Origin of the sequence: Modicisalibacter tunisiensis (assembly GCF_020148005.1) — a bacterium.
In the GTDB taxonomy this organism is placed as follows: Bacteria; Pseudomonadota; Gammaproteobacteria; order Pseudomonadales; family Halomonadaceae; genus Modicisalibacter; species Modicisalibacter tunisiensis.
The window spans coordinates 1,854,392-1,871,236 of record NZ_JAGXFD010000001.1 but is presented as its reverse complement, the minus strand read 5'-3'; the positions used below and the strand labels follow the sequence as shown (position 1 = coordinate 1,871,236).

The window sequence follows — 16,845 nt, the reverse complement described above, 5'->3', positions numbered from 1 at the left end:
GCTCGGCTATCGTCGAGAATGCCGGCATCCTCCGTTCATCGCGGGACTTTTCATGACGCCACGCAACGCCATGACGCCACGCCACGTCGTCGTCGCCGGGCTGCTGCTCGCCGCCCTGCTGCCCTGGCTCCCGGCGCCCCAGCAGTTCGCCCGGGCCACGCTCGACCAGTCGCTGGACCAGGCCTTCGCCGCCTTCGCCATCGCCAAGGGCCTGAATGCCACCATCTCGGTGCTGCAATCCTCCACCGTCGACCTGCAGGTGTTCCAGATCGCCCCGGGTGAGGCACTCGACCCGGCCAACGACATGATCGAGCGCTTCTCGTGGGTGATGTTCGCCGCCACCGGCTCGCTGGCACTGCAGAAGCTGCTGCTGACGATTTCCGGCAGCGCCCTGATCAAGGCGCTGGCCACCGGCGCCTGCCTGCTCGCCGCCGGCCTGGTGGCGCTGAAGACGCGCATCGGCCAGTCGGCTGCGCTCAAGCTGGCCATGGCGGCGCTGTTCCTGCGCTTTGCCGTGCTCGTGGTAGCACTGGCCAGCGGCCTCGCCGGCCAGGCCTTTCTCGACGACCCCAGAACCGCCACCATGCAGCAGCTGGAAACCACCCAGACCCGGCTGGCGGCCATCGCCGATGAACAGATCAGCGGCCGGGACGACGCCGAGAACTGGTGAGACCGGCTCAAGGACAGTTTCGGCAACCTGGTGGGCAATCCGGTGGAGAGCGTGGTCGACGGCTTCAACGCGATCACCGACAAGGTCATCGACCTGACGATGATCTTCATCACCCAGACGATGCTCTTCCCGCTGGGCTTCCTCTACCTGCTCTACCGGCTGGGTAGCCAGTTGTTCGGCCGCGATCGGGTCACGGGGTGGCTCGACCGCTGCCGACTACCCTACGGGAAGACGCACAACCCGGGAGAGTGATCCGCAACAGGGAGGCCAGACGATGACGTACCCGCGAGTCACCGTGTTCGGCGGTACCGGCTTCCTCGGCCGGCGTCTCGTCGAACGCCTCGCCCGCGCGGACAGCGACGTGATCGTCGCCGCCCGTCATGCAGGCGAGGTCGCCATGCCCGACGCCCCGGGCACGGTCATCTTCCGCCGTACCGACGTGCGCAACGGCGATGACGTGGCCGCGGCCCTCGCGGGCGCCGACGCTGCGGTCAACGCCGTCAGCCTCTACGTCGAACGCGGCGGCCTGAGTTTCGAGGCGATCCACGTCGACGCCGCCGTCCGGATCGCCCGCCAGGCCGCCGACGCCGGCCTCCGCCTCGTCCACGTCTCGGGCATCGGCGTCGACACCCGCTCCGACTCGGCCTACGTGCGCGCCCGGGCCCGCGGCGAGCGCGCGGTGCGCGAGGCGTTTCCCGATGCGGTGGTGGTGCGTCCCAGTGTGCTGTTCGGCCCCGACGACGCCTTCGCCGGCAGCCTGCGGATGCTCGCCCGGCTGCCGCTCGTGCCGCTGTTCGGTCGCGGCGACACCCGCCTGCAGCCGGTGCATGTCGACGACGTCGCCGAGGCCGTGGCGCGCCTCCTGGAGCGGGGCATCACCGGCGCGATATTCGAGCTGGGCGGGCGCGGCGTCCACCGCTATCGCGAACTGGTCGAGGCCGTGCTGGACGCCGCGGGCCGGCACCCGCCGCTGGTGCCCGTGCCCTTCGCCCTGTGGCGCGCCCTGAGCGCACTGCTGGCGGTGCTGCCCAGCCCGCCGCTGACCCGCGACCAGGTGATCCTGCTGGAAACGGACAACATCGTCGGCGAAGGGGCGAACACCTTCGCGACACTGGGCATCGAGCCGCAGGACCTGCTGCGCTTTTTGACGCAACGGCGTTGACCGGCGGGGTACTCCTCCCCTTTGCTCCCGCCGCTCGCTGGGGCACCATACCCCCTGCTCATTTATCCAGTCACGCAGGATCGCCATGCCCGCTCACTCGCCCTCCTCCCTGCAACCCGGTTTCATGGTGATCCACGGCAACCGCCTGGAAGACCTGCGCGGCGTGGCCATCGAGTGGATGAAGCGCCACCCGCTGTCGCCGCTGGAGAACGAGACGATCCTGGTGCAGAGCAATGGCATCAGCCAGTGGATGAAGCTGGCGCTGGCCGCCGACCCCGAGGGCGACGGCCGCGGTGGCAGCGGCATCGCCGCCGCCCTCGACGTGACGCTGCCGGCGCGCTTCCTGTGGCAGGCCTACCGAGCGGTGCTCACCCACGTCGAGGCCGACCCGCGGGCGGTACCGGCGACCTCGCCGTTCGACAAGTCGCGGCTGATCTGGCGGCTACTGCGCCTGCTGCCGGAGCTGCTGGAAGACCCCGCCTTCGCCCCGCTCGAGCAGTTCCTCGCCGGCGACGGCGACCTGCGCAAGCACCACCAGCTCGCCGAGCGCCTCGCCGACCTGTTCGACCAGTATCAGGTCTATCGCGCCGACTGGCTGGACGCCTGGGGCCGCGGCGAGGACGTGCTGATCACCGCCCGCGGCGAGGCGCGCCCGCTGGACGAATCGCTGCGCTGGCAACCGGCCCTGTGGCGCGCCCTGCGAGATGACGTGGCCCGTCAGGAGCACGCGGGCGGTGACGGCCTCGACACCAGCCGGGCGATGATCCACCGGCGCTTTCTCGACGCCGCCGCCACGCTCGACCCCGAGGCCCGCCCGCCCGGCCTACCGCGCCGCGTCATCGTCTTCGGCATCTCCTCGCTGCCCCAGCAGGCGCTGGAGGCGCTGGCGGCGATCGCCCGGGTCAGCCAGGTGGTGCTCTGCGTTCACAACCCCTGCGAGCACTACTGGGCGGACATCATCGAACACCGCGACCTGTTGCGCGCCAACCGCTACCGCCAGTCGCGCAAGCCCGGCATGCCCGAGCGCCTCGACGTGCTCGGCGACGGCGACGGCGAGGCCGACCTGCACCTGCACGCTCACCCGCTGCTCGCCGCCTGGGGCAAGCAGGGCCGCGACTACCTGCGCCTGCTCGACGAGCATGACGACGCCCAGGCCTACGCGCCGCTGTTCGCCGCCGAGGCACTGCGCATCGACCTGTTCGAGCCGTGCGTCGATTCGCGCGGCGGGCAGCGCCTGCTCAACCAGCTGCAGGACGACATCCGCGCGCTGCGCCCGCTCGCCGAGACCCGCGAGAGATGGCCGGCGGTGAATGCAGCAGCCGACGACTCGCTGGTCTTCCACGTCGCCCACAGCCCGCAGCGCGAGGTCGAGATCCTTCACGACCAGCTGCTCGCCGCCTTCAGCGCCGACCCCGAGCTGCGCCCGCGCGACGTCATCGTCATGGTGCCGGATATCGATCGCTACGCGCCGCACATCCAGGCCGTCTTCGGCCGCCTCGAGCGCGACGACCCGCGCCACATCCCCTACACCCTCTCCGACCAGGGCAACCGCCACCGCCTGCCGCTGCTGATCGCCCTGGAGACGCTGTTGCGCCTGCCCGAGCTGCGCCTGTCGGTGAGCGACCTGCTCGATCTGCTGGAAGTGCCGGCGCTGCGTGCACGCTTCGGCATCGACGACGACGGCCTGCCCACCCTGCGCCGCTGGATCGAGGGCGCCGGCATCCGCTGGGGGCTGCATGCCGCCCAGCGCCGCAGCCTCGATTTGCCCGACGGCCTGGAACAGAACACCTGGCGCTTCGGTCTGCGCCGGCTGCTGCTCGGCTACAGCGTGGGCAGCGCCGGCGACGGCCCGTGGCGCGACATCGAGCCGTTCGACGACATCGGCGGCCTGGAAGCCCGGCTCGCCGGGGCGCTGAGCGACCTGCTCGAGACCCTGGAGCGCCACTGGCGCCTCCTCTCGCGGGACGCCACGGTGGCCACCTGGGGCACGCGGCTGCGCGAACTGCTGGACGCCTTCTTCCTCGCCGAGGACACCCGCGACACCCTGATGATCGCCCAGCTCGACCTGGCGCTGGAGGCCTGGCAGGAGAGCGCCGACGAGGCCGGGCTGACCCGCGAGCTGCCGCTGTCGATCGTCCGCGAGCACTGGCTGGGGCAGATCGACGAGCACGCCCTGTCGCAGCGCTTCCTGGCCGGCGCGGTCAACTTCGCCACGCTGATGCCGATGCGCGCCATCCCCTTCAAGCGGGTCTGCCTGCTGGGCATGAACGACGGCGACTACCCGCGCAGCCACCCGCCGCTCGACTTCGACCTGATGGGCAGCGACTACCGTCCCGGCGACCGCTCGCGTCGCGAGGACGACCGCTACCTGTTCCTCGAGGCGCTGCTCTCGGCGCGCGATGGCCTGCACATCAGCTGGGTGGGGCGCAGCGTGATCGACAACGGCGAGAAGCCACCCTCGGTGCTGGTCGGCCAGCTGCGCGACCATCTCGCCGCCGGCTGGCGTGCCGTCGGCCACGACGCCGACCCCGGCGACGATGCCTACACCCCGGCCGGCGGCCGCCGCCTGCTCGCCGAACTGACCACCGAACATCCGCTGCAGCCGTTCAGCCGCGCCTACTTCGCGGCCGACGACGAGCAGGCCCTGCGCGACGTGGCCCGGCAACGACTGTTCACCTTCGCCCACGAGTGGCGCGCGGTGCATGGCCAGCCCCGAGCCGCTACGGAGGACGTTAGCGCCGACTCGCTCGGCGACGTCCTGTTGCCGGCGTTCGAGCAGGAACTACCGCTCACGCTTCATCAGCTCGGCGGCTTCCTGCGCGACCCGGTCAGGGCGTTCTTCCACACCCGGCTCAAGGTGTTCCTCGAGCAGCCCGACCTCACCCGGCTCGACCACGAGCCCTTCGCCCTCGACGGCCTGGCCAACTGGCAGCTGCAGGATCAGTTGATCCGCGCCCAGCGCCGCGCGGTGGACGCCGGCGAGTCCCGCGTCGTCGCGCTCGGCGACACCCTCGATCGCCTCACTGGCCAGGGCGTGCTGGCGCTGGGTGCCTTCGGCGAGCGCATGCGCGACGCCCTCGTCGAGCCCATGGAGGCGCTGTTCGAGGCCTATGAGGCGGCCCTCGACACCTGGCCCCATGCCGTCGACGAGCCGGTCGCCGTGCGCCGCGTGCATCACGAACGCGAGCTGATCGGCGTGCCGCTGCTGGAAGACTGGCTGGACGAACTGCGCGAGGACGCCGCCGGCGAGCGCTGCCGGTTGCTGCTCACCAGCAGCAGCCTGATCAAGGGCCGCCAGTACCGCTGGCAGCACCTGATCCGCCCCTGGGTGGCGCACCTGGCCGGACATCTCGACGGCCGGCCGCTGACCACGCAGATTCTCTCCAAGGCCGGGCATGTCACCCTGGCACCGCTCGATCCCGACACCGCCCGCACGCACCTGCTCGAGCTGATTCGTGCCTGGCAGGCCGGCATGCGCGCGCCGCTGCCGCTCGCCGTGACCACCGGCTTCGCCTGGCTGGGCAAGCAGGGCACGCCGCAGGCCGCGCTCGACAGCGACGCCGCCAGGGCAGCCGCCCGTGCCTACCTCGGCGACGACTTCAACGCCGGCGAGGCCGGCCGCAACCCCTACCTGGCCCACCGCTGGCCCAGCTTCGCCGCGCTGTTCGAGGCCGAGCCCCTGCCCGGAACGCGCTTCACCGAACTCACCGAGCGCCTGCTGGCGCCGCTGTACCGCGCCGTGAAGGGAGACGCCCGATGACGACGACCGTGACTGATGGTGCCGCACCGCCCGCCGAGCTCGACCCGCTGGGTTTTCCCCTGCACGGCAGCCGCCTGATCGAGGCCAGCGCCGGCACCGGCAAGACCTTCACCATCGCGCTGCTCTACGTGCGCCTGGTGCTCGGCGCACGCCACGCCGAGGATGCGGCCGCCTTTCACCGCCCGCTGACGCCGCCCGAGATCCTGGTGGTGACCTTCACCAACGCCGCCACCCAGGAGCTTCGCGAGCGCATCCGCGCCCGGCTGGTCGAGGCCGCCGAGGTTTTCCTCCAAAGCGACGACACCGCCGATCCACTGCTGATCACCCTACGCGACGAATACGACCCGGCGAGCTGGCCGGCCGGCGCGCGGCGCCTGCAACTCGCCGCCGAATGGATGGACGAGGCCGCGGTATCGACCATCCACAGCTGGTGCTACCGCATGCTGCGCGAGCACGCCTTCGACAGCGGCAGCCTGTTCTCGCTCGACCTGGAGCCCGACCAGACCGAGCTGGAGCTCGAGGTGGTGCGCGACTACTGGCGCAGCTTCTACTATCCGCTGCCCGGCGCGGCGCTGGACGTCGTCGACCGCCACTGGGAGAAGCCCGAGGACCTGCACGACGACCTGCGCGCCCTGCTGCCGCTGACCGAGGCGCTGCCCCAGGGCATCGCCCCGCCCGCCGAGACCATCGCCCGCACCGAGACCGCGATCCGCGAACGCCTCGCCGAGCTCAAGGCCCCGTGGCCGACCTGGGCTGACGAGCTCGCCGCGCTGTTCGACGAGGGCCAGAAGCGCAAGGCCTTCAACGCCCAGAAGCTCAACACGCGCAACCGCGGCAACTGGCTGGCCGCGCTCAGGGAGTGGAGCCAGTCCGACGCCCGCCGGCCGGGGCTCAGCGACGCCGCCTGGCAACGCCTGACGCCCGAGGGCATCGCCGAGATCTGGAAGGATGCCCCGCCCGCGCATCCGGCCTTCGACGCCATCGCAGCGCTGCCGTCGGAACTCGCCGCCCTGCCCGAGCCGCGCGCCGACCTGCTGACCCACGCCGCGCACTGGTGCCGCGAGCGGCTGGAACGCGAGCAGCAGCGCCGCGCCGAGATGGGCCCCAACGAGCTGATGACGCACCTCGACCGCGCCCTGCGCGGCGCCAACTGCGAGGCGCTGGGCGCACAGATCCGCCGCCAGTTCCCGGTCGCGCTGGTCGACGAGTTCCAGGACACCGACCCGGTGCAGTACCGCATCTTCGACTGCGTCTACCGCATCGCCGAGAACCGCCCCGAGACCGGCGTGTTCCTGATCGGCGACCCCAAGCAGGCGATCTACGCCTTCCGCGGCGCCGACATTCACACCTACCTGCAGGCGCGCCGCGACACCGCCGGGCGCCACGTCACCCTGGGCACCAACTACCGCTCCAGCGCGCCGATGGTCGCGGCGGTCAACCGCTGCTTCGACGTCGCCGAGCAGCATCCGCCGGGCGCCTTCCTGTTCCGCAGCCGAAACGAAGACCCGGTGCCCTTCCAGCCCGTGAAGGCGAAAGGCAGAAAGGAGCGACTGGTGGTCGACGGCGAACCGCAGCCGGCGCTGACCCTCTGGCAGCTCGACGCCGACGAGCCGCTGGCCAGGACCACCTACCGCCTCGGCATGGCCGAGCGCTGTGCCTCGCGAATGGCCGCGCTGCTCGAGCAGGGACAGCGCGGCCGCGCCGGGTTCAGGGAAGGGGGCGACGGCGGCGACCTTCGGCCGTTGCGGCCGGGGGATATGGCGGTACTGGTCAACGGGCTGAGCGAGGCGCGGGCGATCCGCCGCGCGCTGGCCCGCCGCGGCATCAAGAGCGTCTACCTCTCGGACCGCGACCAGGTGTTCGCCGCCGCCGTCGCCGGTGAGCTGGAAAGCTGGCTGCGCGCCTGCGCCGACCCGGACGACGACGCCGCGCTGCGCGCTGCCCTGGCCACACCGTCGCTGGGCCTCGGCCTCGCCGAGCTGGATGCCCTCAACGAGGACGAGCTGGCCTGGGAAGATCGCGTCGTGCAGTTCCGCGACTACCACCGCCAGTGGCGGGACCAGGGCGTGCTGGCGCTGCTGCGCCGGCTGATGAACGACTTCGACGTGCCCGCCCGGCTGCTCGACGCCGCCCACGGCCATGAGGGGGAACGCGCCCTCACCGACCTCCTGCACCTCGGTGAAGTCCTTCAGCACGCCAGCCAGGAACTCGACGGCGAGCACGCGCTGATCCGCTTCCTCGCCGAGTCGCGTGCGGACCCGAACGCCGGTGGCGCCGACACCCACCGCCTGCGCCTGGAGAGCGACGCCGATCTGGTGCAGGTGATCACCATCCACAAGTCCAAGGGCCTGGAATACCCGCTGGTGTTTCTGCCCTTCATCTGCAGCCACCGCCCGCTCAAGCCCGACGACGCACCGCTGCGCTGGCACGATGACCGCGGCCGACTGCGCATCGCCCTGGAGGGCGACGAGGCCACCCTGGCCGCCGCCGACCGCGAGCGCCTGGGCGAGGACCTGCGCAAGCTTTACGTTGCCCTGACCCGCGCCCGCCACGCCACCTGGCTAGGCATGGCCCCCCTCAAGGGGCTGGAAGCCAGCGCCGTCGGCCACCTGCTTACCGGCGGCACCGAGCTGGCTCCCGAGGCGTTCGGCAAGGCGCTGGCCACCCTGCGCGGCGACTGCGAGGCGATCGCGCTGGAGCCGGCCCCGGCCGTCGAGGAACGCGCCATCGCCCTCGACGATGCCGCCGGTACGCCCGGCGAGGCGAGGATTCCCGCGCGGGCGGCCCGCGAGCACTGGTGGATCGCCAGCTACTCGGCGCTGACCTTCTCGACGCACGCCGACGCCCGCCCCGAAATGGCCGCCTCCGCCCCGAACGACGACACGATCGCCGCCCCGCAGGCGCCGCTGCCGGAGCCGGCCACCCCGCTCGAGGCCACCGCCATCGAGGTGATCGAGGAGCCCCGCGACAGCGCCACCACCACGGAAACCGCCCCCAGCCTGCACCGCTTCCCGCGCGGCCCCGGCCCCGGGACGTTCTTGCACGGCCTGCTGGAATGGGCCGGCCAGCAGGGCTTCGGCTGGGTGCTCGCCAACCCCGCCGCACTCGAGGACACCCTGGCGCGGCGCTGCAACGTGCGCGGCTGGACGGCGTGGGTTCCCACCCTCCACGAATGGCTGACCCGGCTGCTGGCCACGCCGTTGCCGCTGCCCGACGGCGACACGCTGCGCCTCGATGCGCTCAACGTCTATCAGGTCGAGCTGGAGTTCTGGTTCGCCGCCCACCGCGTCGACACCCGTGCCCTCGACGACGCCGTGCGCCGCCACACCCTGGGCGGGCTGACGCGCCCGCGCGCCGACCGCGACATGCTCAACGGCATGCTCAAGGGCTTCATCGACCTGGTGTTCGAACGCGACGGGCGCTATTACGTCGCCGACTGGAAGTCCAACCACCTGGGCCCGGACGATGCCGCCTACACCCCCGAGGCGCTGGCCGTGGCGATCGCCGGCAAGCGCTACGACCTGCAGTACGCGCTCTACCTGCTGGCGCTGCATCGCCTGCTCACCTCGCGCCTGCCGGACTACGACTACGACCGCCACATCGGCGGCTCGCTGACCGTGTTCCTGCGCGGCGCCAACGCCCCCGGCCGCGGCGTGCACGCCGAGCGCCCGCCGCGCGAACTGATCGAGGCGCTCGACGCGCTGTTCCAGGGCGACGCCCGCCCCGCCGCCACGGAGGCCACGGCATGAAGGACCTGTTCTCGGATCTCGACCCGACCGGCGATGCCGCCAGCGACGCTGAGGAACAGGCTCAGGCGGGCCCGGCGGTGGCCCCCGCCACCGCCATGGACGCCGACGCCGTGCTCGATCTCACCGGCGCCTGGGTGGCACGCGGCTGGCTGCGCGCCCTCGACCGCGCGCTGGCGCGCTTTCTCCACCGCGAGGCGCCGGACGCCCCGCCACTGCTGCTGCTCGGCGTGGCACTGACCAGCCACCAGCTGGGCCGCGGCCACGTCTGCCTCGATCTCGGCCTGACGCTGAATGCCCCGGACCTGGCACTCTCGCTGCCACCGGAGGGTGATGACCTCAGCGATCCGCCGCCGCTGCCCAGCCAGGTGCTCGCCGGACTCGACCTCGCGACCTGGCGGACCGCCCTCGACCACCCCGCGCTGGTCGCCGACGCCGCCAGCGGCGCCTCCGGCACCACGCCGCTGGTGATCGAACATCGCGACGGCCGCACCCGGCTCTATCTGCGCCGCTACTGGCAGTACGAGCGCGACATCCGCCGGGCGCTGGATGCCCGCCTGCACATGAGCGCCGACGCGACCGACAACACCGATCCCGCCGGCCTGCGACAGGCGCTGGATGCCCTGTTCGGCCCCGGCGAGGGCGCCGCGCCCGACTGGCAGAAGCTCGCCTGTGCGCTGGCGGTGCGCTCGCCCTTCGCGGTGATTACCGGCGGCCCCGGCACCGGCAAGACCACCACCGTGGTCAAGCTGCTGGCGTTGCTTCAGGCGCTGCAACTCGGCGATAGCGACACGGATCAACCCCGCGCGCTGCGCATCCGCCTCGCCGCCCCCACCGGCAAGGCCGCCGCACGCCTCAACGAATCGATCGCCAGGCAGGTCGCCGGCCTCTCGCTGGTCGAACTCTGCCAGCTCGGCGGCGGCATCGACCTGACCACGCTGCGCGAGTCGATCCCCACGGAAGTCACCACGCTGCACCGCCTGCTCGGCTCGCGACCCGACACCCGTCACTTCCGCCACCACGCCGACAATCCGCTGCCGCTCGACGTGCTGGTGGTCGACGAGGCCTCGATGGTCGACATCGAGATGATGGCCGCGCTGCTCGCCGCCCTGCCACGCCGCGCCCGCCTGGTGCTGCTCGGCGACAAGGACCAGCTCGCCTCGGTGGAGGCCGGCGCGGTGCTCGGCGACCTGTGCCAGCGTGCCGAGGGCGGCCACTACACGCCGGCCACCGCCGAGTGGCTGAACGCCGTCACCGGCGCCGCCGTGCCCGGCAACTTCCTCGACGACGAGGGCCATGCGCTCGATCAGGCGATCGCCATGCTGCGGGTGAGCCACCGCTTCGACGCTCACAGCGGCATCGGCCAGCTCGCCCAGGCGGTGAATACCCCGCTGGGCACCGACCACCAGCCCCATGACAAGCGCCGCCGGGTACAGGTGCTGTTCGATCCCGGAGAGCCGCCCAACTACACCGACATCGCCCGGCTGCGCCTCCGCGATGAGCACGACAACGCCCTCGAGCGGCTGGCGATCGACGGCCACCCCGGCGGCTTCGCCAACGACGGACAGGGCCGCCGCGACCGCCGGGGCGAGCCGCTGCCGCCGCCCACCGGCTACCGCCATTACCTCGAGGCGCTCGCCGACCGGCGCCCGCCCGAGTCCGCCACGCTGGAAGCTGACAAGGACGCCTTCGACGCCTGGGCACGCGCCGTGCTCGACGCCCACGGCCGCTTCCAGTTGCTGTGCGCGCTGCGCCGCGGCCCCTGGGGCGTGGCCGGACTCAACGAGCGCATCGCCCTCGCCCTGCGCCGTGCCGGGCTGATCGAGGCCGGCGACGCCGAACTCCAGCACGGCTGGTACATCGGCCGCCCGGTGCTGGTCACCCGCAACGACTACCGGCTGGGGCTGATGAACGGCGACATCGGCATCACCCTTGCCCTGCCCAACGCCCGCCGCCCCGGCGCGCGCTGGCTGCCCCGCGTGGCCTTCCCCGCCAACGACGGCAGCGGGCGCATCAAGTGGGTGCTGCCCAGCCGCCTGCAGGCGGTGGAGACCGTCTACGCCATGACCGTGCACAAGTCCCAGGGCTCGGAATTCACCCACACCGCCCTGGTGCTGCCTGACGCGCCCAACCCGATCCTGACTCGAGAGCTGGTCTACACGGGCATAACACGCGCCAGGGACTGGTTCACGCTAGTGGAAAGCGGTCGCGGAATACTGGACGAGGCGATATTGCGGGAGGTGACCCGGGTGAGTGGGCTGGGGAAGGTGTCGAAAGGCTGACGCGGCCGAGCGACGGAACGCGCTGCGGGCCTGCAACGGGCGCAGCAGCCCCCACTGGCCCGCGTTTGGAAAACCGCAGCGCCTCTGTCAGCATGCCCGGCACATACAGCCTGTGCGCGGATGACAGCGGCGCCCTTCTCCTTGCTGGCATCGCGCTCAAACACAGGAGGCCCGCATCGATGTCTCGCCAATCCACCCTCCCGCCCCTCGACCCGTCACGCGTCGCCACCATCGAGGCCTTCGGCGCTACCATCACGCCACTGGACCCGCTGGGTGCGCAGGTGCAGGGCATCGACCTGTCCTCCGAACAGGCGCCACCGCCCGAGGTGCTCGACGCCCTGGAGCGCGAGATGGCCAACCGCGGGTTCCTGATCTTCAAGAACGACGCGCCGCTCTCGGCCGACGACTTTCTCCGTGCCAGCTGCTGGTGGGGTGGCAAGGAACTGCACAGCACCCATGGCGTGCATCCGGCCACGCCCGAGGGCAACCCGCATATCTTCCGCCTCTCGAACGACCGCCGTCACGGTATCCCGGACGTCGGGCCGCAGTGGCACAACGACGGCAGCTTCAACACCGACACCTTCTCGCACTCGGGCTACCACATCGTCCGGCCCGCCGAGAACGGCGGCGGCACCTACTTCGCCCATCAGGCCGCCGCGCACGATGCCCTCCCGGAGGATCGCAAGGCCTACTGGAGCCGCCTTGCCTCGGTGAACTCCAGTTCCGGCGCCGTGCATCCCGTGGTGCACCAGCACCCCATCTCCGGCCGCCGGTGCATCTGGCTGCACCTGGGCATGACGGGCGCGATAATCGAGAAGCTGCCCGACGCGGAGGCCTTCCGCCTGTTGAACGCCGACGAACTCACGCGGCTCTGCCATGAGTACAACGACATCCTGAATGCCGGGCTGGAGAACGGCTACGCCGCCGCCTACGAGTATCGGGAAAACGACTGCGTGTTCATCGACAACCTCGCCGTGGCGCATCGTGCCGCCCCCGAAGCCCATCTGCCCGCCGAGCAGCAGGGCCTGCGCATTTTGCACCGCAGCACCGTGCGCGGTGTTCAGGATCTGGCGCCCGGCTTCGGGCTGCCGCTCCATGTCGATATCCACGGCCCCAATCCCCAGGGCCAGGGGGTCTGGCAAGGCGGCGGCATCGGCTTTCGGTGGGATGCGCACGTGCCCATGCAGAACTGATCGCCGCTCGACTGGCCTGAAACTGCTGACAGCGGGCGGCATGACAGAGCCTGACGCGGGCAGTGGTCTACCCCGGCATCCCCCACGCCCGCCATCCGAGCAGCGGCAGCCACCCGGTGCTTCGCAGCTACTGCACGATCCACTCCCGGGCCTGCGCTGCCTCGTCCGTCGAGAATATGCGCATTTCACCGGGCATCAGGAAGCTGAAAAGCCGAATGGTGTGCCGGATCCACTCGACATCGGTGACGACGGCGAACTTTTCCCAACGCGCGAGATGACCTAGCCCCACCTTGGTGTCTTCCCAGACGGCGCCGGGATCGATGCCGGCGAAATCAGGGGCGGTTTCATAGTAGAGGCGCACCTTGTCATGGTTCTGGAGTGCCCTCTCGACAGCAGGCGTCAGGACCGACTCGTAATCCTGCTTCGTGACCTGCCCATGGCAAACGAACGCCAGTACGCTACCGGGAAAGTCGGCCAATGTTTCAATCATGGCAGTGCTCCTCCTGTCCCCATGCGGATTGCCGCGGCGTGGTTATCCCGTTCAGCGGGTGCCGGACGGTGAATCCCGCAAAACCCTGTGCGAGCGCCCAACGTCAGCCGAGCCGGAACCTGGCCGTGGTGAGTCGCCGGATGTGGCCTAGTACTCTCAATATAGCGTCCAGCCGGCCGGGCGCCGCCACGCCAGGCAGTTGCGTCTCGGCCGGTCCCGACGATACTGAAACCGTGGGTTGCCGCAGAGGGGGCAGCACAGCGGCCCTGCTTGCGGCACGCGGCGGACGATGCCGCCATCGACCCGTGTTCACCAAGGGGGACCAGGCCATGAGTGACCGGAAACCGTCGTCAGCGACACCTGGCGATCCGGCGACACCACCCCGGGAGACGCCATCCGACGCGTTGGCACAGCGCTATGCCGAGGCCCTCGCGCGATTGTCCGACGGGTCCTCCCGGGCCTGGCAGGGCTGGTTCGAGCGCCAGGCGCGCGGGGACTTCTTCTCCCTGCCCGACCCGGCGGTCGCGGCCCGGGCACTGACCCGCCTGAGCCAGCAGTTCATGCTTCATCCGCAACGTGCCCTGGAGCTCCAGCAGCAGCTGTGGCAGGGCTATACGACACTCTGGCAGAACACCGCCCGGCGCCTGGCTGGCGAGGCGCCCTCCCCGGTCGCCGCGCCCGGCCCGCGGGACCGGCGCTTCAAGGGCAAGGGCTGGGAGGAGAACCTGTTCTTCGACGCGCTCCGCCAGGCCTACCAGCTGACCGCCGAGCAATGGTTGAAGGGCGTGCATGAGGTCACCGAGGAACTGGACCACGACGAGCAGGTGCGGGTCGAGTTCTATGCCCAGCAGCTGATGGACGCCCTCGCTCCCGGCAATTATGCCCTCACCAATCCGGAGGTGATCGAGGCCACGGTGCACACCGGCGGCGCCAACCTGCTGCAGGGCCTGGCCAACCTGATGGAGGACCTGGCCCGGGGCGAGGGCCTGTTGCGCATCAGGCAGAGCGATTCGGCCGAGCTGGAACTGGGCAGGAACCTCGCGGTGACCCCGGGCGAGGTCATCTTCCAGAACGAGCTGATGCAGCTCATCCAGTACGCGCCGACCACCGAGACGGTCGATCGCCGGCCGCTGCTGATCGTGCCGCCCTGGATCAACAAGTTCTACATCCTGGACCTGACCCCGCAGCGCTCCTTCATCCGCTGGGCCGTGGCGCAGGGCATCACCGTCTTCGTGATTTCCTGGGTCAACCCGGACGAACGCTATGCCGAGGTGGCCTTCGACGACTACCTGACCCGGGGCACCCTCAAGGCCATGGACGTGGTGGCGGAGGTCACCGGCGAGGCGACGCTCAACACCATCGGCTACTGCATCGGTGGCACCCTGCTGGCCTGCACCCTGGCGCATCAGGCCGCTCGAGGGGACGAGCGGGTACACAGTGCCACCTTCTTCACCACCCTGCTCGACTTCAGCGAGGTGGGGCCGCTGGAGGTGTTCATCGACGAGGAGCAGATCCGCCACATCGAGCAGCACATGGCCCAGCGCGGCTACCTGGAGGGCACGCACCTGGCCAATGCCTTCAACCTGCTGCAGTCCGCCGACCTGATCTGGGGGTTCGTGATCAACAATTACCTGCTTGGTCGCACCCCGCAGGCCTTCGACCTGCTCTATTGGAACTCCGACTCCACCCGCATGCCGCGGCGCATGCAGAGCTTCTACCTGCGCAACATGTACCTGGAGAACCGCCTCGCCGAGCCCGGGGGGATCTCCCTGGCGGGGCAGGCCATCGACCTGAGTCGGGTGCGCATCCCGACGTTCTTCGTGGCGACCGAGAAGGATCACATCGCCCCCTGGCAGTCCAGTTACCGCGGCGCGCACCTGCTGGGCAAGCAGCCCCGCTTCCTGCTCGGCGGGTCAGGGCATATCGCCGGAGTCATCAACCCGGCCGGCTCCTCCAAGTACGGCTACTGGAGCTATGGCCGCCTGCCGAAAGATCCCGAGCGCTGGCTGGCCTCGGCCACCCACCACCCCGGCTCCTGGTGGCCGGAATGGCGCCACTGGCTCCAGCGCCACGCCGGCGGCCAGGTGGCGGCCCGCGACCCCGGCAGCCGCCGCTACCCACCCCTCGAGGAAGCGCCGGGATCCTATGTTCGGGTACGGGTCGACGACGCAAGTATGGGCGGGTGAAGGCCCAGTGGCACGCAAGGGTAGCGCAAGGCACTACCCGCAGACCGCGCATGCGTTTCATGGTTGACTGAAGGTCAGGAGTCGGCCAAGAGTGGACGTTTAGAGCATCCTAATATAACGCCAGAATAAGCCGCCGTTTGGAGCGCCAGCGAAAAACGGTCGGCTTGATTCACTGGTTAAACCACCTCAACGTTGTGATCCAAGAAGTCAGACAAAGATTCAATAATATCCTCGGCCACGTCTGGTTCCGCGCATTCATTAAGCCAAACTCTACTCATCGCTCGCCAAACCTCCTCCTTACCGATAACCATCCTATCAGCTACGGATTTAATCCATTCATGGTGCTCCGGTAACGTTAGTGCGTTGCTAGCTGCGCTTACGAAATCCGCATGAGAGCGGTTAATTAATGGCGCGATACCCTGCCATCCAATCTGTTCAAGATCTGCAAAAACTACCCGTTCAGGCGCATCACCGCCGGGAAGAATATGGCAGCCTGGCGAAGGATCTTGGTCCCCGTCTAGTGCTACAATGGTTGGCCGCTGGAATCGATTGCCATCTACCATCTGTCCTAGAGCTTTTCCGACAGAGGCTGCACCAAATGCTGATATAGAGCATCTTGCAAGCTTATCGAGAGCCTTTTTTGCCATGATTTCTTCCAAAAGTATTCTGGCCGTCTCATCCTCGACGTAGACATCAACTTCTGGATGGACGTCTTCATCCATCTTTGAAAGAGCGAACTCAGGACTCACGCCAGGAACAACCGCCTTTTGGTCTCCCTCTTTAAAAACATATACCCGAGCGGAGGGAGGTAATTCTTCCAAAACGTAGGGTGAATGAGTGGTAAGAATAAATTGGACAAGTTTAGTGCGAGCAATCTCGGCGAGATCTCTAATCAATCTTCGTTGGGCCCGGGGATGCAAGGAAGTTTCTATCTCATCAATGAGTACAATGCTATATCTAGGCATATTGATTGAGATCAAATCTGCGATAGTCGCCTCGCCTGCTCCTTGGTGAAAACCCGAATATTCTTCTCCATCATGAGAAACAACCGGAACCATACGGTTGGGATCAAAGTTAGTCGTTGCCTGTCTTGCTGACGAGTAGGTTTTGCCGATGATGGAAGAGAATCGTTGCAAGGCTTCTTGCTCAAAGGCCTGGGCATCAGCCTCGTTGAGTGCGGGCTTAGCCAGGCGGGCATACCCGGTCCTTGCAGCGATGGGCTGAATACGCCTGAGATCAAGATACTTTACAGGCCTGGACTTCCTCCTGAATCCGTGATGCCGGCGTCGACACTTTCCCTATCGCCGTCAGCGAGCATTTTTTGACCTCCGATTCCGTCTCAACCGCCGAATGCAT

At 69.1% G+C, this 16,845-nt stretch carries 10 protein-coding genes; 8 read left to right on the top strand and 2 right to left on the bottom strand.

Translation table 11 applies throughout. The features are described from left to right. The first annotated feature begins 52 nt into the window (after window positions 1-52). The 7 genes from KGQ91_RS08740 (at window position 53) to KGQ91_RS08710 (ending at window position 12,813) form a co-directional block, all read left to right on the top strand. Window positions 53-670 (top strand): hypothetical protein, encoded by a 618-nt coding sequence (locus KGQ91_RS08740; protein ID WP_224420786.1) that lies wholly within the window; start codon window positions 53-55, stop codon window positions 668-670. 30 nt (window positions 671-700) lie between these two features. After that, window positions 701-922 (top strand): hypothetical protein, encoded by a 222-nt coding sequence (locus KGQ91_RS08735; protein ID WP_224420785.1) that lies wholly within the window; start codon window positions 701-703, stop codon window positions 920-922. Between the two features lie 22 nt (window positions 923-944). Beyond that, window positions 945-1,832 carry a complex I NDUFA9 subunit family protein gene (locus tag KGQ91_RS08730; protein WP_224420784.1) on the top strand — a complete coding sequence of 296 codons (888 nt, stop codon included), beginning with the start codon at window positions 945-947 and terminating at the stop codon, window positions 1,830-1,832. 85 nt (window positions 1,833-1,917) lie between these two features. Next, the gene (gene recC, locus KGQ91_RS08725; protein ID WP_224420783.1) at window positions 1,918-5,592 is read left to right on the top strand and encodes an exodeoxyribonuclease V subunit gamma; all 3,675 of its coding nucleotides are present in this window, start codon (window positions 1,918-1,920) and stop codon (window positions 5,590-5,592) included. After that, window positions 5,589-9,341 carry an exodeoxyribonuclease V subunit beta gene (gene recB, locus KGQ91_RS08720; RefSeq protein WP_224415452.1) on the top strand — a complete coding sequence of 1,251 codons (3,753 nt, stop codon included), beginning with the start codon at window positions 5,589-5,591 and terminating at the stop codon, window positions 9,339-9,341. Before recC ends, recB begins: the two co-directional genes overlap by 4 nt. After that, window positions 9,338-11,620, top strand: a complete 2,283-nt coding sequence (recD, locus tag KGQ91_RS08715; protein WP_224415453.1) for an exodeoxyribonuclease V subunit alpha — start codon at window positions 9,338-9,340, stop codon at window positions 11,618-11,620. The genes recB and recD overlap by 4 nt, the downstream gene beginning before the upstream one ends. A gap of 179 nt (window positions 11,621-11,799) precedes the next feature. Next, window positions 11,800-12,813 carry a TauD/TfdA dioxygenase family protein gene (locus tag KGQ91_RS08710; RefSeq protein ID WP_224415454.1) on the top strand — a complete coding sequence of 338 codons (1,014 nt, stop codon included), beginning with the start codon at window positions 11,800-11,802 and terminating at the stop codon, window positions 12,811-12,813. A gap of 127 nt (window positions 12,814-12,940) precedes the next feature. Here the strand turns inward: KGQ91_RS08710 and KGQ91_RS08705 are convergent, their stop codons facing one another. Continuing rightward, on the bottom strand, window positions 12,941-13,303 hold the full coding sequence (locus tag KGQ91_RS08705; protein ID WP_224415455.1) for a SpoIIAA family protein: 363 nt from the start codon (window positions 13,301-13,303) through the stop codon (window positions 12,941-12,943). Between the two features lie 329 nt (window positions 13,304-13,632). On the opposite strand from KGQ91_RS08705, the gene KGQ91_RS08700 reads away from it, so the two are divergent. After that, window positions 13,633-15,489: a PHA/PHB synthase family protein gene (locus KGQ91_RS08700; protein WP_224415456.1), complete on the top strand. Its 1,857-nt coding sequence runs from the start codon at window positions 13,633-13,635 to the stop codon at window positions 15,487-15,489. A 176-nt stretch (window positions 15,490-15,665) separates the two neighbouring features. Here KGQ91_RS08700 and KGQ91_RS08695 read toward each other — a convergent pair whose 3' ends face one another. Then, window positions 15,666-16,625 carry an ATP-dependent nuclease gene (locus KGQ91_RS08695; protein WP_224420782.1) on the bottom strand — a complete coding sequence of 320 codons (960 nt, stop codon included), beginning with the start codon at window positions 16,623-16,625 and terminating at the stop codon, window positions 15,666-15,668. Window positions 16,626-16,845: the final 220 nt, after the last annotated feature.